The sequence below is a fragment of the Bradyrhizobium sp. LTSP849 genome, assembly GCF_000938255.1.
Lineage (GTDB): Bacteria > Pseudomonadota > Alphaproteobacteria > Rhizobiales > Xanthobacteraceae > Bradyrhizobium.
Genome location: NZ_JYMR01000018.1, coordinates 51,528 through 69,698 on the forward strand (window position 1 = coordinate 51,528; position 18,171 = coordinate 69,698).

Here is an 18,171-nt window from a genome sequence, read left to right on the forward strand (position 1 = left end):
GCCTCTCAATGCGCCATCATGCGCGTCGGCAGCCACGTCGCCAGCAGCGGGAACGCGATCAAAATCACCAGCCGCACCAGGTCGGTCGCCACGAACGGGATCACGCCCTTGAAGATGGTGGAGAAGGATACGTCCTTCACCACGCTCTTGATGACAAAGACGTTCATGCCGACCGGCGGATGGATCAGGCCGAGCTCGACGGTCATCACGATGATGACGCCGAACCAGATCGGATCGAAGCCGAGATGCATGATGACGGGAAAGATGATCGGTACCGTGAGGATGATCATCGCCATGGCGTCCATCAGGCAGCCGAGCACGAGGTACATCACCATGATCAGCGCCAGCACGCCGTAGGGGCCGAGGCCGAGGCCGGTCAAAATTTCCGTCACCTTCTGCGGGGTCTGCGTCACCGTGAGGAAATAGCCGAAGATCAACGCGCCGATCAGCACGGTGAAGACGGCCGCCGCGGTGCGCGTTGCTTGCAACAGCGACGCAAAGATCTTCTCGCGGTCGAGCCGCCCTGTGACCACGCCGATGATGAAGGCGCCGGTGGCACCGACACCGCCGGCTTCCGTCGGCGTAAAGCGCGGCAGGAAGGGCAGGCCGTAGAGGCCACCGATGACGAAGACGAACAGCAGCACGGGTGCCCAGATGTCCTTCAATCCGGCAAAGCGCTCGCGCCATGGCAGCACCTTGCCCTTGGGCAAAAAGTCTGGCCGGAAATAGCCGATCAGGAAGATCGTGATCATGTACATCGTCATCGCGAGCAGGCCAGGGATGATGCCGGCGATGAAGAGTTTTCCGATGTCCTGCTCGGTGATGATGCCGTAGACCGCAAGCACGGTGGAGGGCGGAAGCATCGCACCCAGCGTGCCTCCCGCTGCGATCACGCCCGTGGCGAACGATTGCGGATAGCCGAAGCGGCGCATCTCAGGGTAAGCGACCGCGGAGAAGGTTGCGGCAGTCGCCACCGACGAGCCGCAGATTGCGGCGAAGCCGCCGCAGGCGCCGACGGTGGCGATGCCGAGGCCGCCGCGCAAATGCCCGACAAAGCCGTTGGCGGCGCGGAACAGCTCGCGGCTCATGCCGGAATTGCTGACGAAGGAGCCCATCAGCAAAAACATCGGGATGACGCCGAAGGTGTAGTCGGTGACCGTGCGCATTGAGGTCTGGCCGACCAGCTTCAGCGCCGGCGTTGCGCCGACCAGATAGGTGAAGCCGGAGACGCCGACGAGGCCCATGGCCATGCCGACGGGCACGCGCAGCAGCATCAACGCGAACAGGGAAACGAAGCCGAGAACGGCGACGGCGTCAGTGCTCATGATTACTCCGTCGCCTTCAGCTTGGGGTCGTGCATTTCTTCGGGATGGAAGATCAGCCGGTAGGTGCGGATTGCGATCAGCAGCACGGCCGAGACGTCACCGATCCAGGCGATCGCGAAGAACGGCCAGGTCGGCATGTGCATGTCGAAGGTCTGGACGTTGTCGTTGTAGGTGCCGCGGACTTTGTCAAACAAGGTCCATGTCTGCACGGTCACGACGAACAGCAGCACCAACGTTGCGAACACGTCGATCCAGCGCTGATAGCGCGGGCTCGAATTGGCCCAGATCAGGTCGACCGTGATGTGGGTGCCGCGATAGGAGGTCGCCGCGATGCCCCAGAAGATGAGGATGCCGAGCAGCATGCGGCCGATGTCGAAAGAGTCGGGGATCGCATAATTCAGCGTGTTGCGCAGCAGCACCGACAGGAAGATGTCGAGCGCGACGATGCCGACGAAGCCGGCCGCGATCCATTCGATCGCATCGATAAAGCGATCCATCCAGGCGCGCTTCATGGGTGGAAGGTCCTCAAGGTGGCAGGAAAACGGCGGCGGGACGATTCCCGCCGCCGTTTCTGTTTCGGTGAAAACTACTCCGCCAGCGCGTTGTACTTCTTCAGCGACGCCTTCAAATCGGCCAGTGCTGCGTCCGGGTCGGCGCCGGCCTTCTTGGCACCGTCACCCCAGGTCTTGACCAGCGGATCGGCGGCCTTCTTCCAGGCGGCGGTCTGGTCCGGCGTCAGCTTGTAGACCTCGTGGCCCTCTTCCGCCTTGACCTTGTCGACACCGGCGTCCTCGAACTTGCCCCAGTACTCGCCGACCACGCCGGCCATCTCGGTCGTGCAGTTCTTGTCGATCGCGGCCTTCTGCTTGTCGGACATCGAATTGTATTTGTCCTTGTTGATCACGAACACGAAGGTCGTGGTGTAGAGCGGCGCCTCCATGTGGTACTTCGTGACCTTGTCGATGCCGAACAGCACCAGCGAGCCCCAGGGGAAGGTGACGCCGTCGGCGACGCCGCGCTCGATGATGTCGCGCACTTCAGGCGCAGAGGACTGCACATTGGTGCCGCCGAGCGAGGTGACGAAGTTCGCCATGGTGGCGTGGGCAGGACGGATCTTCAGGCCCTTCACGTCCTCCGGCATCACGATCTTCTTGGTGCGGGAGTGGAAGGAAGAGGGCGAGTGGACGAAGGCGAGGCAGTATTTGACGTCCTTCATCTCCTTCTCGGCATATTTGCGATACCAGGCGTCGAGCCCCATCGAGCCGCCCTTGGCGTCGGAGATCAGGAACGGCAATTCGCCGGCGCCGATAATCGGGAAGCGGCCGGGCTGGTAGCCGGGATTGACATAGGTGACGTCGGCGATGCCGTCGCGCGCCATGTCGTAATGGTCGAAGGCCTTGCCGAGCTGCTGGGCCGGAAACACCTTGCCCTTGATGGTGCCGCCGGAGTCCCTCTCCACGGCGGCCGCCCAGTCTTCCAGCGATTTTTGCAGCGGATGCGAGGCCGGCACCCAGTGCGAGATCTTGAGATCGAAGGTCTTGTCCTGTGCGAACGCAGGCGTCACGCTTGCTGCCAGCAGCAAAGCCAGACAGGCTTTTCTCATCACGCGTCTCTCCCTCTTTTCGACGGCGGGCTTCGATGGCCCGGCCTCTTTAGTTAACATGTTATCTAATTGGCCGGCGTGTTCAAGCCGGAAACTGGCGCGGCCGTGCCGCCGCGTCATCTATGTCAGCCATGTTGCATGGATTTGTCGCGCTGCGGCGACGAGCATTCCCCTTTTGCCCAACCGTTATATGTTATAATTATCCTGCGTGGTCAGCAGCGACAAGCGCGACCGCGCCGCACCCTACAAGATCGGGAGGAGCAAGTATTGCGGACAAAAGTCGCAATCATCGGGGCCGGGCCGGCAGGATTGTTGCTTGGGCAACTGCTGCACACATACGGCATCGACAATGTCATTCTGGAGCGCCAAAGCCCGGATTATGTGCTCGGCCGCATTCGCGCCGGCCTGCTCGAGGAAGGAACCGTCGCGCTGCTCGACCAGGTCGGCGCCGGTGCACGGGCGCATGCCGAAGGCCTGCTGCATGAGGGCATCGAGCTTGCCTTTTCCGGCCGTCGTCATCGCATCGACATGAAGGCCTCGACCGGCAAGGCGGTCATGATCTACGGCCAGACCGAGGTCACGCTCGACCTGATGAACGCGCGCAAGGCGGCGGGCCTGCCCACGGTCTATGAGGCCAAGGATGTACAGCCGCATGATTTCGACGGCAGTCACCCGCGCGTAACTTACTTCAAAGATGGCGTCACCCACACGCTCGATTGCGACTTCATCGCCGGCTGCGACGGTTTTCATGGCGTCAGCCGCGCCAGCGTCCCGGCGTCGGCGATCGAGGAGTTCGAGCGGGTCTATCCGTTCGGCTGGCTCGGCATTCTGTCCGATACGCCCCCGGTCAGCCACGAGCTGATCTACTCCAACCACGCCCGCGGATTTGCACTCTGCACCATGCGCTCGGCGAAGCGCAGCCGCCACTACGTGCAATGCGCGCTCGACGACCATGTGGACCAGTGGCCGGATGATCGCTTCTGGGACGAATTGAAGCGCCGGCTCGACCAGGAGGCGGCCGACAGCCTCGTCACCGGGCCGTCGATCGAGAAGAGCATCGCACCCTTGCGCAGTTTCGTCGCCGAGCCGATGCGCTTCGGCAAGATGTTCCTGTGCGGCGATGCCGCCCACATCGTACCGCCGACCGGCGCCAAGGGGCTGAACCTGGCCGCAAGCGATGCGCATTATCTCGCAAGCGCTTTTCGCGAATTCTACGACGAGAAATCGAACGCCGGCATCGAAGCCTATTCGGCGAAGGCGCTGGCGCGGGTCTGGAAGGCGGTGCGCTTCTCCTGGTGGATGACCTCGATGCTGCACAAATTCCCCGACACCGGCACCATCGGCGCGCGCATCCAGCTCGCCGAGCTCGACTACGTCACGCAGTCCCAGGCCGCGATGACGTCGCTGTCGGAGAATTATGTCGGGTTGCCGTTTTAGGACCGTGCCGTAGGATGGGCAAAGCGAAGCGTGCCCACCACTTTTGGCTTCGCAGCGAATTGGTGGGCACGGCGCGATGCGCCTTTGCCCACCCTACGGATTCTGCGCTCGCAGCGCCGAGCATCATTTCAAACACCCGCGCAAATTCCGTTTTAAACTTTGTAGGCGGTGAAACTGTCATCCACATCGCGTTCAATGATCTCAGCCAACGACGCGAGACAGCCATGACTAGCACGGACATCCCCGCCGGCTTCGAGCCGCATTTCCGGAAATCACCGCTCACAGATCCCTGGGAGCCGCTCTATTCCAGGAAGACCGAAAAGGGCGTCACTGTGGGATTGCGGCTGGCGACGCCCCACACCAACTCGCGCGGCCTGATCCATGGTGGATTAATCGCGGCGCTGGCCGATGCCGCCATGGGCTATAGCTGCGCGCAGGCGACGGGGTGGACGACGTCGTTCGTCACGATCTCGCTGTCGGTCGACTATATCGGCGCGGGCGAAATCGGCCAATGGCTTGCGGTCGAAGGTGAGGCGATCAAGACCGGCAGCACGATTTGTTTCGCGCAGAGCCTGATCAAGGCCGACGGCACCGTGATTGCGCGCGCCAGCGGTACGTTTCGCGTCGTGCCGAAGAAGGGGTGACGCTCGTCACCCAAACTTCCACTCCGCAGTCTCCACCACGAGATCGATGAACGCACGCACCTTGGCCGAGAGCAGGCGCGAGGTCGGGTAGACGATGTGGATCGGCAGCACCGGCTGCTCGTATTTTGCCAGCACGATTTTCAGCCGCCCGCGCTTCAAGCCCTCGGCGGCCTGATAGGCCAGCACGCGCGTCACACCGCCGCCAGCTTCGGCATATTGCAGGGCGGCGTCGGCGCTGTTGCTGATGAAGCGGGGAGACGGCGTCACCTCGAAGTCGTGGCCGTCGCGCAGGAAGCGCCACGCGATCGAGGGGCCGAACAGGATGGTCTGGTGCTCCAGCAATGCCTACGGAGTCTTCGGCTCGCCATGGCGCTTCAGGTAGCCGGGCGCGGCGACGACGATCCGCCGCATCTCGCCGACCTGGCGCGCGACCAGCGAGGAATCGGCGAGATGGCCGATCCGCACCGCGGCGTCGACGGCATCTTCCACGAGATTGACGAGGTTGTCCGAGAGCCGCAATTCGCAGGCGACCTCGGGATAACGCTTGAGATAGGCCGTCATCAACGGTCCGACATGCAATCGGCCGAAGCCGACCGGGGCCGACACCACCAGGCGCCCGCTCGGCCGGTTGCGCTCCTCCCGCGCGGAGCCGTCGGCCTCTTCGACATCGGCGAGGATCTGCCGGGCGCGCTCGAGATAGCGCGTACCGACGTCGGTCAGCGTCACCTGCCGCGTGGTCCGCTGCAACAGCCGTGCGCCGAGATGTTCTTCCAGCGCCGCGATCAGCCGGGTCACCGCCGAGGGCGACAGCCGCAGCTTGCGCGCCGCCGGCGCAAAGCCGCGTAGGTCGGCGACGGTGACGAAGACATGCATGGCTTCGAGGCGGTCCATAGCATTATTGCATATATTGCAATGATGAAGTGTCAAGCGGGCTGATTGTTTTAGCGGTCGAAAGGTCCATTTTAGCCAGCGAAAGACGCAGAGATGCGCCGGAATTTTCAGGAGATGTCCGATGACAGCAGCAGCGCGTATTTATGCCAGCGATGTGGCCTTTACGCCGGCCGTAAAGTCGATCCAGACCCGCAAAGGCTCGCGCGAGGCCTATGCCCGTGCCGAGCAGCACGGCTGGCGCACCGAGGTCGACGAGAAACTGGCTGGGTTCCTGGCAGATGCGAACAGCTTCTATTTCGCTACCGCCTCGGCGGACGGGCAGCCCTACATCCAGCATCGCGGCGGCCCGAAGGGCTTTCTCAAGGTGCTGGACAAGCAGACGCTCGCCTTTGCCGACTACGCCGGCAACCAGCAATTTCTCTCCCAAGGGAATCTCACGGAGAATCCCAAGGCCTACATTTTCATCATGGACTACGCCCATCGCCGCCGGGTGAAGATCTGGGGCGAGGCGCGCGTGATCGAGGACGACGACGCTCTGACGGAGTCCCTGATGCCGAAAGGTTACCGGGCGCGGCCCGAGCAGGTGATCGTGTTCAAGATCGCCGCCTGGGACACCAACTGCCCACAGCACATTCCGCAAAAGTTCGACGCCGCGGATGTCGCGGCCGCGCTGGCGGCACGGGATCAGCGCATCGCGGAGCTGGAAGCGCAGGTTGCGGCGCTGAAGGGGCAGGCGACGGGAGAAGAGAGCTAGTCGTCGACATCGTCCTGCGTGCGACCAAACAGGTGCACGATGCCTGGCGTTGCGATCGTCACGAACACGAAGCGCGAGAGGTGGTGGGCGCCGACGAAGATCGGGTCGATGTGCAGCGTCAGTGCCAGCGCCAGCATGGCGTCCATCGCGCCCGGCGCAAAGGCAACGACGACGTCGGAGAATTTCACCTGTGTGGTGAGCGCCACGATGCCGACGAAGACGGCGGAGACGGCGATGGCCACGACGAATGAGCCCAGCGCCGCGTTGATGTGGCCGGCGAGCGTCTTGATCCGCATCCGGGCGAAGCGGCTGCCGATCAAGGCGCCGATACCGACCAGCGCCACGCCGCGCACCCAGTTCGGCAGGCCGCCCTCGACCCAGCCCGCGCCGTGCAGCACGCTGGAGCCGATCATCGCGCCGAACATCCAGCTCGCCGGAAATTTGATCAGCCGCAAGAGCAGCGATGCCGCCAGCGAGGCGGCGACCAGCTCCAGAAGATCGAGCGGCGAGGCGATCGCCGTCGTCAGCGACGGCGCGACGGACGGCGCCACCCCCGCGACCGCCAGCACCATCGGCAGCGCCGCGGTGAGGATGATCACACGCATGGTCTGCACCACCGCGATGCCCGGCAGGTCGGCGCCGCGCTCGACCGCCAGAATCGTGATCTGCGACAGCGCGCCGGGGCTGCCGGCGAGGAAGGCCGAAGTGCGGTCCCAGCCATGGACGCGCTGGAGGTAGTAGCTTGAGCCGAAGGTCGAGCAGAATGTCGCCAGAGCCAATAGGCCGATGGTCAGCGGATAGGCGCTGACCTGCTGGATCAGATGGCGCGAAACGACGGAGCCCAGCGAAATGCCGAGCAGCACCAGCACGGTCTGGGTCAGGAGCGGCGGCACCGAGAGTTGGCGCCCGGCGATCGCAGCTATGCCGACCGCGATCATCGATCCCGAGATCAAGCCGCCCGGGAGGCCGGCGGCCAGAAACGCCAGGCCGCCGGCTGCGCCGATGACAAGCGTCTCCGCCGTGCTCAAGAGCTTGGCGCGGCTTGGCCATTCGAACGACAAGGAGGCGGTGATTTGCTTCACACCACCTTATTGCAAATCGGCGAGAGGCGCACAATTGCGGCTGCGTCATGCCGCAATGCGCACGCCTCCCGCCGAAAGGCCGGGGAGATTTGTGACGGATTTACTTCTTGTCGGCAGCCGCGGGCGCAGCCGTGCCGGCCTTGGCGGTCTTGATGCAGTCGGAGCGGAATTTCTTGCGCTCCTTGCCGTGCAAGCCCTTGGCGTCGGCCTGCTTGGAGCATTCGAGCGATTCGGCCGAGTGCTCCTTCGGCGCCTTCTTGTCGGTGGTCGCGGCAGCATCGGTCTTGGCGGCCGGCGCGGCGGTCTGCGCGAAGGCGGTGCCGGTGGCGAACAGGGAGGCAATCGCGACGACGGCGAGGCGGGAGGCGAGGGTCATGATGTTGCTCTTCTTGCGAGAATTGCGGAGGGGCGAGAACCTCGGCCCGCGTTGCTGAACGCGACATGAATAAAGCTGAACGGCACGATCACTATATTTTTGGCCCGAACGCCATCACTTCCTTGTCGGAAGCCCCCGGCACGCTAGGATAGCAGTCCTCGTTTTGCTTCCCTGAGGGAGACCAAGGATGACGATACAAACGAAATTATTGTGTGCGGTTGCGGCGTCGGGCTTTGCGGCGCTGGTGGTGGCCGCGCCGGCGCAAGCCCTGACCTCGCAGGAGTGCAGCGCGAAATATCAAGCGGCCAAGAAGGACGGCTCGCTCGGCACCACGAAGTGGAATGACTTCCGCAAGGCTCAGTGCGGTGCCGACGCAACGCCGGCCGCGGCACCGACGGCGGCGGCCCCGGCTGCACCCCCGCCTCCTGCCGAGCCGAAGACGGCTGCGAAGAAGGAAGCGGCTCCCGCAGCCGCCCCGGCGCCGACGATGCCGATGGGCAACGCGGTCTTCCCGAACGCGGTTGATGCGAAATACGCCAAGGAGAGCGCTGGCAAGGCTCGCCTGCACACCTGTGTCGACCAGTACAATGCCAACAAGACCACCAACGGCAATGCCGGCCTGAAGTGGATCGAAAAGGGCGGCGGCTACTACAGCGAATGCAACAAGAAGCTGAAGGGCGCCGCCTGAGGCTTCGACGTGTTGCGGTGGCCGGAGCAAGGCTCCGGCCATTTCGCCCAGAGCATGATCCGGAAAAGTGCGCAGCGGTTTTCCGAAAAGATCATGCTCAAACAATGATCTAAAGCGCGTTGGCGATTAATTCTAATCGCATAGCGCTTTAGTCTAATAACTTCTCGGCCGATTTCGCCACGAGCTGTGACCGCTTGCGCGGGCCGCGCTCGACGAACAAGAGGCTCTGGCCGAAGATGAAGCAGTAGAACAGGAAGGCCTGCGCCTCGGCCTCCTCCGCTGCCAGCCCGGTCGCCCGATAAAGTTCGGCGACGTGCTTGAGCCGCGCCGCATCCACACTCGTCACGGCTGCCGCGGCCCTCTCGTCGGAACGCGCCCATTGCCGGATCGCGAGCTCGATCGCCATGCCCTCCGGATTGAGCCGCTCCGAATAGAGCTGGATCATGGCCTTTAGCCGCTCGCGAGGCTCCTGCCCGTCGAGGCTGGTCTGCTGCGCGATGGCCGCCGTGCGACCCTCGCTCCAGCGCGCCAGCATGACGTCAAGCAGCGCAGAGCGGTCGGCGAAACGGCGGTAGAAACCACCCTTGGTGACGCCCAGGTTCTTGGCGAGCACCTCGACCCGCACCCCCTCGACGCCTGCGCGAGCCAGTTCGGTAAACCCGGCCTCGACCCAGACATCGCCCTTGCCGTCGCTCATGAAGGAAGCCTCACCAGTTCTTGATACGGTGCCGTATTGCTAACGCGCCCCGGCGTTGATACGCTACCGTATCAAAATATAAAGGGGGAATTGCGATGGCTGCGTTCGAGCCGAAAAACCCTGGCTACCGCGCGGCGGCCGTCGCGATGTTCGACGGTCAGCCGGCGATGCGCACGCTCGGCATCGTGATCGTCCGCCTTGGACCGGGCGAGGTCGAGCTGGCAATGCTGCATTCGCAGGCTTTCACGCAACAGAACGGTTTTGTCCATGCCGGCATCATCACCGCAGGGCTCGACAATGCCTGCGGCGTTGCTGCCTTCACCCTGATGCCGCACGAGGCCGACATCCTCACCGTCGAGTTCAAGACCACGCTATTGGCGCCCGCCCGCGGCGAGCGTTTTGTGTTCAAGGCCGACGTGATCAAGCCTGGCCGCACGCTGACCTTCTGCGAGGCCAAGGCGTTTGCCGAGCACGACGGCAAGACCACGCTGATCGCCACCATGACCGGCACGCTGATGGCGATGTTGCCTCGCGTTGCGGCTCCAACGGCCGCGACGGCAGTCCACGCATAGCGCGGCAATTGACAAGCCTGCCGGTGCATCCCTTGATGCGTCATGCTTGCGAGTCTCGGTCTCATCCTGCTCTGCCAATTGATCGGCGAGGCCGTGGTTCGCGGCCTCGGCCTGCCGTTGCCGGGACCCGTGCTCGGCTTGCTCCTGCTTATGATCCTGCTGCTCGCCCGCGACCGTTTTGTGCTGCTCGCGCGCGGGCCGCTGCGAAACGACGGCGTGGAGAGCACGAGCAAGGGGCTGCTGGCCCATCTGTCGCTGCTGTTCGTGCCGGCCGGTGTCGGTGTGGTGCAGAAGCTCGATCTGCTCGCATCCCACGGCGTCGCGATCATCCTGGTGCTCGCGCTCTCGGTGGTCGTCACGCTGCTTGCAACCGTCCTGACTTTTCGTCTGGTCAGCCGTCTGCTGCGGCAGCAGGACGTGCGATGACGGACAATCCGTTCTCGCTCTGGGTCTATCTCTCGCAATCGCCGCTGCTGTGGCTGACGGTGACGCTGTTGGTCTATGCGACCACGGACGCGGTGTCGCTGGCGACGCGGCGCCACCCGCTCGCCAACCCGGTGCTGCATGCGATGTGGATCATCGGCGCGTTCCTGCTCGCGACCGGCACGTCCTACACCACCTATTTCGCCGGCGCGCAGTTCGTTCATTTCCTGCTCGGGCCTGCCACCGTCGCGCTCGCCGTGCCGCTCTATGAGAACCGCAAGCGCGTCGTCGCCTCCATCGTGCCGATGCTGGTGGCGCTGGTCGCGGGCTCGGTTACTGCGGTGGTGTCAGTCGTGCTGCTGGCCGAGTTCGCCGGTCTGCCGCGCGACGTGGTGCTGTCGCTGGCGCCGAAATCGGTCACGGCCGGCGTCGCCATGGGCATCGCCGAATCCCTGCATGCCGATCCCTCGCTGGCCGCGGTCGCGGTCATTCTTACCGGCATCATGGGCGCGATCATCGTGACGCCGCTGATGAACCGCACCGGCGTTACCGATTTCCGGGCTCGCGGTTTTGCCGCCGGCCTTGCCGCCCACGGCATCGGTACGGCCCGCGCTTTCCAGGTCGACGAAATCGCCGGCGTATTCTCCGGCATCGCCATGAGCCTGAACGCCTTGGTCACCTCGTTCCTGGTGCCGATTGCGGTGACGCTGCTGGTGCGATGACATCGCGGCCACGACCCTCTATATGATCGGTAACAATTCCCGGTCCCGAGCCGTATTTGTGGCGATGGGACCGAAACGGGACGAGATATGACTGGATTCAGGAACAAGGGTTTGGGGCCGACCCGGCGTGCGGCACTGACGCTGATCGGGGCCGGCGCGTTGGCTGCCGGTGGAGCCACTTTCGCGCGCGCTGCTGCCGACGATGACGAGGTGCTGACCGAAGCCAAGGTGCTGCGCGATCCCGACGTGCCCGTCGCCGGCAATCCCGACGGCAACATCAGCATTATCGAATGGTCCGATTACAACTGCCCCTATTGCCGCAAGCTCGAGCCCGAGCTGCGCCAGGTCATTCAGGATGACGGCAAGGTGCGGTTGGTGATGAAGGACTGGCCGATCCTCGGTCCGGTCTCGGTCACGGCCGCACGGATCGCGCTCGCGGCCAAATATCAAGACAAGTACCATCAGGCCCACGACGCCATGATGGGCGTCAGCTCGCGCCTGACCGAGCCGCGCATCAACGAGCTGCTCGCGGCCGCCGGTGTCGATATGGATCGTCTGAAGCATGATCTCACTGACCGCGCCAAGGACATCGATGCCGTCCTCAAGCGCAACAACGACCAGGCCGAGGCCTTCGGCTTCCGCGGCACCCCATCCTTCATCGTCGGCAAATATCGCGTGCCCGGCGTGCTCACCATGGCCGAATTCGAGCAGGTCATCGCCGACGCCCGCAAGGCCAAGATGAACTGACGCAGGCGAAGCGCTGATCGCAGCCAGCACAAAGGCGCCGCCGCGGATCGCGACGGCGCCTTGTTCATTGCCGGGCAGATTACTTCGACGAAATCCGGACCCAGTCCTTGTGCGCGCGATCTTGCAGCGCGTTCCAGTCGGCCTTGGCGACATCCCAGTTCACGATGGTGCGATTGGCGGTCGCGACCTCGCCATTGGCGACCGACGACGTTTGCATGGAGTCATAGACATACACGCCGCAGCCGAGCAGCAGCGCGCCTAAAATCATTCCGAAAAAAGTCTGCATGGCGAACCTCCGGTGACGGGCGGATAACGTCGGCCCGGAGTGATGGTTCCGCGACAGTGCGGCGCGGTTAAGGACGGGTTGTTCACGCTCTATTCAGCCATTGCACCAGCTCCGCGTTGATCTCGCGCGGATAGGTGTGGCTGAGGTCGTCGATCTCGCGATAGGTAACGTCGGCGCCGGCGGCCGAAAGCGCTGCTTGCGTCTGGCGCGCCGTCTGCACCGGAAACATCCAGTCGAGCTTGCCGTGGGTCATGAAGATCGGCAGGCCCTGTAACCGCGCAGCATCTGCCATTTCCGCCATCAGCGGATGGAAGGTCGCCGACACCGGCGCAAGATGGGTGAAGGGCGAAGCGCCGTCGAGCCCGCTGACGTAGCTGAAGGTTCCGCCGTCGCTCATGCCGGTCAGCAGCATGCGCGAAGCATCGATGGTCCAGCGGCTGCGCACGGCTTCGAGGATGCGCATGAGATTGGGCGTGTCGGTGTCGTCGCCCATCAGTGCCCAGGTCTGGCCGGTCGCGGTCGGTGCCACCAGGATCGCGCCAGAACTGCGGGCGTCGCGCAGCCAGCTCCACAGAAAGCCGCGGCCGTTGCCGCTGCCACCATGTAGTGCCATCACCAGCGGCATGGCGCGATCGGGCGTATAATATTCGGGCACATAGACCGAGAAGCCGCCACGGCTGCCGGGTTCGTTGTGATCGTGGAAGATGCCGGTGTGCTCGTTCGCGCCCTTCGCCAGCTGCGCCAGCAAGATCGCATCGTCGCGCGTCGCGGTGTTGAGAAAGAAGTTGCTCACCGGCGGAAACTGGGTCGACAGCGGATACAGTGCTTCCTGCGCGCGGGGCACATGGCGTAGCGCACGGAAGACCGCGACCAGATCGCCGTTGCCGCGTTCGACCTCGCGCAGGCCGGCGAAGGCGGCGAGTGTTTCGTTGCAGGCGCTATCGAGCCGGTTGCGCAAACCGGCAAATTGCTCCGGCCACTCGCCGATCGCGCCGCGCGCCGCTTGCAGCGCCTCGTCCGGCGCGGCGATCGCGTTCATCACGGAAGCGAAGGCCGGTGGATGCAGATGCCGTCCAAAGAAGCCGAGCGCTTCCAGCGCGTTGAGCAACGGCGGCAACACGGCCACGATGTCGTCGACGACAGCCTCGGTCATCGCCGCTTCCTCTGCTTGGAGTCAGTGCAGCTTCGGCGCCTTCAACAGCTTGAAGCGATCGGTCGACGTCACCGTGACATCGAAGGTGACGCCCTCGTGATGCACGGTGAGCGGCACATCGACGCCGGCGGCGCCGAGCCCCCACATTTTCTGGTAGAAGGCCGTCTGGCTCGTGATCTTCTCGCCGTCCACAGCGAGAATGACGTCGCCGGTCTTCAGCTCGGCGCGGGCGGCGGGGCCGTTGGCGGAGATTCCGATCACCACGACGCGGTTGTCGATTTCGGTCGAATAGAGCCCGAGCCAGGGCCGTGCCGGCTTGTTGACGCGACCGAACTTGCGCATATCGTCGAGGATCGGCTTCAACAGGTCGATCGGCACGATCATGTTGACGTGCTCGGCCTTGCCATCGCGCTCACGCTCGAGCTGGAGCGAGCCGATGCCGATCAGCTCGCCGCGCGCATTGATCAGTCCGGTGCCGCCCCAATTCGGATGGGCGGGATGGGTGAACAAGGCCTCGTCGAGCAGATACTCCCAGTAGCCGGCGAACTCCTGCTTGGCCACGATCTGGCTCGCGACCGATCGCGTCCGCCCGCCCGCGCCGCCGACCACGACGCGGTCGCCGAGCCGGGTCTCCGCCGACGAGCCAAGCGGCAAGGGCTCGATGTCGAGCCGGCCGAGCGCCTGCACCAGGCCGAAGCCGGTGACGGCGTCGAAGCCGAGCACATGTCCTTCCACCACGCGCCCGTCGCCGAGATGCAGCCATACCGACTCTGCTTCGGTGATGAGATAGCCGATGGTCAGCACCAGCCCGTCGTCGATCACGACGCCGTTGCCGGCGCGCTCGGTGCCCAGCGTCTCGGCGCTGAAGGCGTCCGGTGGAATGATGGCATGCAGGCCGACGACGGAAGCAAGCGCACGGTCGAGGTCGAAGCCGTAGTCGCTCGCGCGCGGCTGATTGGCCGGCGGCACTCTCCATTCGGTCAGAGCGGGCATGGAGGTCTCCTGGTCTGCGAACGCGGTCCCTTCGCCGCGAAAAGTGGACGCGCGAAGCACGGGTAATTTAGGCCGAGGGCCGCCGTCTTGAAAGACTTGACCTCCAACTATTCCAGACGCTGTCGGCCCAATTCACCGATAGTGACAGGAACTGCCGATGCTCGGCGGCCGCTCGCTGGTCCGGGCTTGGTCGCGCCGGCCGCATGGCTGATGTCCGGCGAGCCGCTGGTCGTTCGCGGGTGAAGCTGCTAACCATTGCCGCTTCGTTTGACCAAGGGATCACGGATCGAAGCATGGACAATCGCAGCGACATCTGGCGTGGCATCGACACCATCAAGGGACGTTTCATCGACCTCAGCGACAAGGTCTGGGGCATGCCCGAAGTGTGCTACACCGAGGCGCGGTCCGCCGCCGAGCATCTCACTGAGCTGCGCCACCAGGGTTTCCGCATCACCGAGAACGTCGCCGGCATTCCGACCGCGGTGATGGGCGAGTGGGGCGAGGGCGGACCGGTCATCGCCTTCATGGGCGAATATGACGCGCTGCCGGGCCTCAGCCAGGAGGCCGGCGTCGCCGAGCACCGTCCGGTCGAGACCGGCGGCCACGGCCATGGCTGCGGTCACAATCTGCTCGGCTCCGCGGCGCTGCTTGCCGCGACCGCGGTGAAGGACTGGCTCGCCGAGAACAAGGTGCCGGGCCGCGTGCGCTATTACGGCTGTCCCGCGGAAGAGGGTGGCGCGGCCAAGGCGTTCATGGTGCGCTCCGGTGCGTTCGAGGACGCTGACATCGCCATCACCTGGCATCCGCACAGTTTTTGGGAAGTTGCGGTGACGCCGTCGCTCGCCAACACTCGTGCTGACTTCATCTTCACCGGCCGTACCTCGCATGCGGCGGCTTCGCCCCATCTCGGCCGCTCCGCGCTCGACGCGGTGGAGCTGATGAATGTCGGCGTGAACTATATGCGCGAGCACATGCCGAGCGACGCGCGCGTGCATTACGCGGTGCTCGATACCGGCGGCATCGCCCCCAACGTGGTGCAGGCCCATGCGCGGGTGCGCTACTCCATCCGCGCCCGTGATCTGCCCGGCATGAACGAGCTGGTGGGGCGCGTGAACAAGATTGCGCAGGGCGCCGCCCTGATGACCGAGACCAAGATGGAGATGAAGATCATCTCCGCGGTCTCGAACATCCTGCCGAATACGCCGCTCGAGCAGGCGCTGCATCGGGTCATGGAAGAGCTCGGACCGCCGCATTTCGACGACGCCGACAAGAGCTTCGCGAGCCAGATCCGCGCGACGCTGACCGACAAGGACATTGCGTCCATCTATTACGCCATCGGCATGGAGCCGACCGATCGGCCGCTGGCCGACTTCCTGGTGCCGTTGGATGCCAAGCGCAACCCGCTGGTCGGCTCCACGGATGTGGGCGATGTGAGCTGGGTGGTGCCGACCGTTCAGGTCCATGCACCGACGGTTGCAATCGGCACGCCTTTCCATACCTGGCAGGTAGTGGCGCAGGGCAAGAGCCCGCATGCTCACAAGGCCATGGTGCAGGCGGCCAAGGCCATGGCCGGCCTCGGCATCAAGGCGTTGACGGAACCGAAGCTGATCGAGGCCGCGAAAGCGGACCTGACGAAGCGGACGACCAAGACGCCCTATGTCTGCCCGCTGCCGGACCATGTCGCGCCGCCGCTCGATATGTCCGTGGTGTAGAATTCCGTCTCGATACTTCGTCTGATCTGGCGAACAAATTTTGCGCAGTGCAACGCGGATTCCGGCGCGTTTTGACGCCGGAATGCCGAACGCTTGGGCTGCGGTACGCAATTTTGCCCAACGGACAGCCAGAAGACCGTTTGCATACACACGGTCGCAGTTGACGTCTGCCCTATTCAGTGTGCCATCTACCGCCAGCCAAAACCCGGCGGCCGCCGCGCGGCCGCCTGCATCCATACGAAACCAGGACGGGGACAACCATGCTGGATAAAGAACTGCGTTCGATGATCGGCGACGTGAAGGACGGGCGGATGGATCGCCGAGCCTTCATCCAGCGCCTGGCTGCCGTCGGCCTCACCGCTCCCCTTGCGAACCAGATCCTCGCCATCGGCGGGGTGGCGATGGCGCAAAGCCCCAACGTCTACAAACCGACCAAGCGTGGCGGCGGCGGCCCGCTGAAGCTGTTGTGGTGGCAGGGCCCCACGTTGCTCAATCCGCATTTCGCCACCGGCACCAAGGACCAGGACGGCTCGCGCATCTTCTACGAACCCCTCGCGAGCTGGGACGAGGAAGGCCATCTCAACCCGATCCTCGCCGCCGAAATCCCCTCGCTCAAGAACGGCGGCCTCGCCGCCGACGCGAAATCGGTCGTATGGAAGCTCAAGCCCGGCGTCAAATGGCATGACGGCAAGCCGGTGACTGCCGACGACCTCGTCTTCAACTGGGAATATGCCACCGATCCCGCGACCGCGGCTGTGAGCGTCGGCTCTTACGCCGACATCACGGTGGAAAAGGTCGATGACCTCACCATCCGTATCCTGTTCAAGAATCCGACTCCGTTCTGGGCCAATGCATTCGTCGGCGCCTATGGCTGCATCATCCCGAAACATCTGTTTGCGGAGTACAAGGGCGGCAAGTCGCGCGAGGCGCCGAACAATCTCAAGCCGGTCGGCACCGGTCCCTACAAATTCGTCGAGTTCAAGCCGGGCGACCTGATCCGCGGCGAGATCAACCCCGATTATCACATGGCCAACCGGCCCTATTTCGATTCGATCGAGCTCAAGGGCGGCGGTGATGCCGTCTCGGCGGCCCGCGCCATCATCCAGACCGGCGAATATGACTATGCCTGGAATATGCAGGTCGAGGACGAAGTGCTGCTGCGTCTCGAGAAGGGCGGCAAGGGCAAGACCATCTATGCGATCGGTGGCGATATCGAGTTCATTGCCGTCAACTTCACCGATCCCAACACCGAGGTCGACGGCGAGCGCTCGTCGCTGAAGACCAAGCATCCGATCCTGTCGGAGCCGAAGGTGCGCCAGGCGCTCGCGATGCTGGTTGACCGTGATTCCGTCAAGAAGGCGATCTACGGTCGCGCGGGCCGCACCACCGCGAACTACCTCAACGGCCCCGAGGAGTTCGTGTCCAAGAACACCAAATGGGAGTTCAGCGTCGAGAAGGCGGGCGCGCTGCTGGACGAGGTGGGCTGGAAAGTCGGCGCTGACGGCATCCGCGAGAAGGATGGCAAGAAGCTGAAGCTCTTGTTCCAGACCTCGATCAACGGGCCGCGGCAGAAGACCCAGGCGATCGTCAAGCAGGCCTGCCAGAAGGCCGGCATCGACATGGAGCTGAAATCGGTCGTCGCCTCCGTGTTCTTCTCCTCCGATGTCGCCAACCCCGACACTTACGCCCACTTTTATGCCGACATCGAGATGTTCCAGATCCCGATGGCGCAGCCCGATCCGGCCTTGGCCATGCGCCGCTATCACTCGCGCTATGTCGCCACCAAGGAGAACAAGTGGCAGGGCCAGAATTTTCCGCGCTGGATGAACAAGGATTATGATGCCGCGATCGATGCCGCCGAGAACGAGATCGATCCGCTCAAGCGCGCCGACCTCTACATCAAATGCAACGATTGGATGTGGCAGGACAACGTGATGATTCCAGTGATGCATCGCATCAAGGTGGGCGCCGCGTCCAACACGCTGCATCCGGTGGTCAGCGGCTGGGCCAACGACCTGGATAATCTCCAGGACTGGTACCGGGAGGCCTGAGGACGGTCGTTCAAG

General features: G+C 64.0%; 19 protein-coding genes and 1 pseudogene. 10 read left to right on the plus strand and 10 right to left on the minus strand.

Annotation, left to right across the window (positions count from 1 at the left end; translation table 11 throughout):
• Window positions 1-5: 5 nt before the first annotated feature.
• The 3 genes from UB31_RS13720 to UB31_RS13730 form a co-directional block, all read right to left on the minus strand.
• On the minus strand, window positions 6-1,325 hold the full coding sequence (locus UB31_RS13720; protein WP_045005452.1) for a TRAP transporter large permease: 1,320 nt from the start codon (window positions 1,323-1,325) through the stop codon (window positions 6-8).
• Between the two features lie 2 nt (window positions 1,326-1,327).
• Window positions 1,328-1,837, minus strand: coding sequence for a TRAP transporter small permease (locus UB31_RS13725; protein ID WP_045005450.1), 510 nt, complete (start codon window positions 1,835-1,837; stop codon window positions 1,328-1,330).
• 74 nt (window positions 1,838-1,911) lie between these two features.
• Window positions 1,912-2,928 carry a TRAP transporter substrate-binding protein gene (locus tag UB31_RS13730; RefSeq protein WP_045005448.1) on the minus strand — a complete coding sequence of 339 codons (1,017 nt, stop codon included), beginning with the start codon at window positions 2,926-2,928 and terminating at the stop codon, window positions 1,912-1,914.
• A 267-nt stretch (window positions 2,929-3,195) separates the two neighbouring features.
• Here UB31_RS13730 and pobA point away from each other — a divergent pair, with 267 nt between their 5' ends.
• Entirely contained in the window at window positions 3,196-4,365 is a 1,170-nt protein-coding gene (gene pobA / locus UB31_RS13735) for a 4-hydroxybenzoate 3-monooxygenase (protein WP_045011213.1), read from the plus strand.
• A gap of 224 nt (window positions 4,366-4,589) precedes the next feature.
• On the plus strand, window positions 4,590-5,009 hold the full coding sequence (locus UB31_RS13740; RefSeq protein WP_045011214.1) for a PaaI family thioesterase: 420 nt from the start codon (window positions 4,590-4,592) through the stop codon (window positions 5,007-5,009).
• Window positions 5,010-5,015: 6 nt separating this feature from the next.
• Here the strand turns inward: UB31_RS13740 and UB31_RS13745 are convergent.
• Window positions 5,016-5,900 (minus strand): annotated as a pseudogene (locus tag UB31_RS13745) (LysR family transcriptional regulator).
• Between the two features lie 121 nt (window positions 5,901-6,021).
• On the opposite strand from UB31_RS13745, the gene UB31_RS13750 reads away from it, so the two are divergent.
• Window positions 6,022-6,654, plus strand: a complete 633-nt coding sequence (locus UB31_RS13750; protein ID WP_045011215.1) for a pyridoxamine 5'-phosphate oxidase family protein — start codon at window positions 6,022-6,024, stop codon at window positions 6,652-6,654.
• On the opposite strand, the gene UB31_RS13755 is transcribed toward UB31_RS13750, so the two are convergent.
• Complete coding sequence (locus tag UB31_RS13755) at window positions 6,651-7,736, minus strand: AbrB family transcriptional regulator (protein ID WP_045005437.1); 1,086 nt, start codon at window positions 7,734-7,736, stop codon at window positions 6,651-6,653. The two genes, UB31_RS13750 and UB31_RS13755, sit on opposite strands and share 4 nt — an antisense overlap.
• Window positions 7,737-7,836: 100 nt before the next feature.
• The gene (locus tag UB31_RS13760; protein ID WP_045005435.1) at window positions 7,837-8,112 is read right to left on the minus strand and encodes a PsiF family protein; all 276 of its coding nucleotides are present in this window, start codon (window positions 8,110-8,112) and stop codon (window positions 7,837-7,839) included.
• A gap of 187 nt (window positions 8,113-8,299) precedes the next feature.
• Here UB31_RS13760 and UB31_RS13765 point away from each other — a divergent pair, with 187 nt between their 5' ends.
• The gene (locus UB31_RS13765) at window positions 8,300-8,800 is read left to right on the plus strand and encodes a hypothetical protein (protein ID WP_045011216.1); all 501 of its coding nucleotides are present in this window, start codon (window positions 8,300-8,302) and stop codon (window positions 8,798-8,800) included.
• Window positions 8,801-8,948: 148 nt separating this feature from the next.
• Here UB31_RS13765 and UB31_RS13770 read toward each other — a convergent pair whose 3' ends face one another.
• Window positions 8,949-9,497, minus strand: coding sequence for a TetR/AcrR family transcriptional regulator (locus UB31_RS13770; protein WP_045005432.1), 549 nt, complete (start codon window positions 9,495-9,497; stop codon window positions 8,949-8,951).
• 95 nt (window positions 9,498-9,592) lie between these two features.
• Between UB31_RS13770 and UB31_RS13775 the strand changes: the two genes are divergently transcribed.
• The 4 genes from UB31_RS13775 (at window position 9,593) to UB31_RS13790 (ending at window position 11,961) form a co-directional block, all read left to right on the plus strand.
• Window positions 9,593-10,069: a PaaI family thioesterase gene (locus UB31_RS13775; protein WP_045011217.1), complete on the plus strand. Its 477-nt coding sequence runs from the start codon at window positions 9,593-9,595 to the stop codon at window positions 10,067-10,069.
• 42 nt (window positions 10,070-10,111) lie between these two features.
• On the plus strand, window positions 10,112-10,495 hold the full coding sequence (locus tag UB31_RS13780) for a CidA/LrgA family protein (RefSeq protein ID WP_045011218.1): 384 nt from the start codon (window positions 10,112-10,114) through the stop codon (window positions 10,493-10,495).
• On the plus strand, window positions 10,492-11,214 hold the full coding sequence (locus UB31_RS13785; protein WP_045005426.1) for an LrgB family protein: 723 nt from the start codon (window positions 10,492-10,494) through the stop codon (window positions 11,212-11,214). The genes UB31_RS13780 and UB31_RS13785 overlap by 4 nt, the downstream gene beginning before the upstream one ends.
• A gap of 87 nt (window positions 11,215-11,301) precedes the next feature.
• The gene (locus UB31_RS13790; RefSeq protein WP_045005424.1) at window positions 11,302-11,961 is read left to right on the plus strand and encodes a DsbA family protein; all 660 of its coding nucleotides are present in this window, start codon (window positions 11,302-11,304) and stop codon (window positions 11,959-11,961) included.
• A gap of 79 nt (window positions 11,962-12,040) precedes the next feature.
• Here the strand turns inward: UB31_RS13790 and UB31_RS13795 are convergent, their stop codons facing one another.
• From UB31_RS13795 to UB31_RS13805, 3 genes are all read right to left on the minus strand, one after another.
• Complete coding sequence (locus UB31_RS13795; RefSeq protein ID WP_045005422.1) at window positions 12,041-12,247, minus strand: hypothetical protein; 207 nt, start codon at window positions 12,245-12,247, stop codon at window positions 12,041-12,043.
• Window positions 12,248-12,329: 82 nt separating this feature from the next.
• Complete coding sequence (locus UB31_RS13800; protein ID WP_045011219.1) at window positions 12,330-13,400, minus strand: carboxylesterase family protein; 1,071 nt, start codon at window positions 13,398-13,400, stop codon at window positions 12,330-12,332.
• A 21-nt stretch (window positions 13,401-13,421) separates the two neighbouring features.
• Window positions 13,422-14,393 carry a S1C family serine protease gene (locus UB31_RS13805; RefSeq protein WP_045005418.1) on the minus strand — a complete coding sequence of 324 codons (972 nt, stop codon included), beginning with the start codon at window positions 14,391-14,393 and terminating at the stop codon, window positions 13,422-13,424.
• A 293-nt stretch (window positions 14,394-14,686) separates the two neighbouring features.
• Here UB31_RS13805 and UB31_RS13810 point away from each other — a divergent pair, with 293 nt between their 5' ends.
• Together UB31_RS13810 and UB31_RS13815 are read left to right on the plus strand one after the other, a co-directional pair.
• Window positions 14,687-16,105, plus strand: a complete 1,419-nt coding sequence (locus UB31_RS13810; RefSeq protein ID WP_045011220.1) for a M20 family metallopeptidase — start codon at window positions 14,687-14,689, stop codon at window positions 16,103-16,105.
• A 260-nt stretch (window positions 16,106-16,365) separates the two neighbouring features.
• Window positions 16,366-18,156, plus strand: coding sequence for a peptide ABC transporter substrate-binding protein (locus UB31_RS13815; RefSeq protein WP_045005412.1), 1,791 nt, complete (start codon window positions 16,366-16,368; stop codon window positions 18,154-18,156).
• Window positions 18,157-18,171: the final 15 nt, after the last annotated feature.

Coding starts and splice junctions, on each gene's coding strand:
- UB31_RS13720 (WP_045005452.1), bottom strand. CDS start 1,325: ATGAGCACTGACGCCGTCGCCGTTCTCGGCTTCGTTTCCCTGTTCGCG.
- UB31_RS13725 (WP_045005450.1), bottom strand. CDS start 1,837: ATGAAGCGCGCCTGGATGGATCGCTTTATCGATGCGATCGAATGGATC.
- UB31_RS13730 (WP_045005448.1), bottom strand. CDS start 2,928: ATGAGAAAAGCCTGTCTGGCTTTGCTGCTGGCAGCAAGCGTGACGCCT.
- UB31_RS13740 (WP_045011214.1), top strand. CDS start 4,590: ATGACTAGCACGGACATCCCCGCCGGCTTCGAGCCGCATTTCCGGAAA.
- UB31_RS13750 (WP_045011215.1), top strand. CDS start 6,022: ATGACAGCAGCAGCGCGTATTTATGCCAGCGATGTGGCCTTTACGCCG.
- UB31_RS13760 (WP_045005435.1), bottom strand. CDS start 8,112: ATGACCCTCGCCTCCCGCCTCGCCGTCGTCGCGATTGCCTCCCTGTTC.
- UB31_RS13765 (WP_045011216.1), top strand. CDS start 8,300: ATGACGATACAAACGAAATTATTGTGTGCGGTTGCGGCGTCGGGCTTT.
- UB31_RS13770 (WP_045005432.1), bottom strand. CDS start 9,497: ATGAGCGACGGCAAGGGCGATGTCTGGGTCGAGGCCGGGTTTACCGAA.
- UB31_RS13775 (WP_045011217.1), top strand. CDS start 9,593: ATGGCTGCGTTCGAGCCGAAAAACCCTGGCTACCGCGCGGCGGCCGTC.
- UB31_RS13780 (WP_045011218.1), top strand. CDS start 10,112: ATGCTTGCGAGTCTCGGTCTCATCCTGCTCTGCCAATTGATCGGCGAG.
- UB31_RS13785 (WP_045005426.1), top strand. CDS start 10,492: ATGACGGACAATCCGTTCTCGCTCTGGGTCTATCTCTCGCAATCGCCG.
- UB31_RS13790 (WP_045005424.1), top strand. CDS start 11,302: ATGACTGGATTCAGGAACAAGGGTTTGGGGCCGACCCGGCGTGCGGCA.
- UB31_RS13795 (WP_045005422.1), bottom strand. CDS start 12,247: ATGCAGACTTTTTTCGGAATGATTTTAGGCGCGCTGCTGCTCGGCTGC.
- UB31_RS13800 (WP_045011219.1), bottom strand. CDS start 13,400: ATGACCGAGGCTGTCGTCGACGACATCGTGGCCGTGTTGCCGCCGTTG.
- UB31_RS13805 (WP_045005418.1), bottom strand. CDS start 14,393: ATGCCCGCTCTGACCGAATGGAGAGTGCCGCCGGCCAATCAGCCGCGC.
- UB31_RS13810 (WP_045011220.1), top strand. CDS start 14,687: ATGGACAATCGCAGCGACATCTGGCGTGGCATCGACACCATCAAGGGA.
- UB31_RS13815 (WP_045005412.1), top strand. CDS start 16,366: ATGCTGGATAAAGAACTGCGTTCGATGATCGGCGACGTGAAGGACGGG.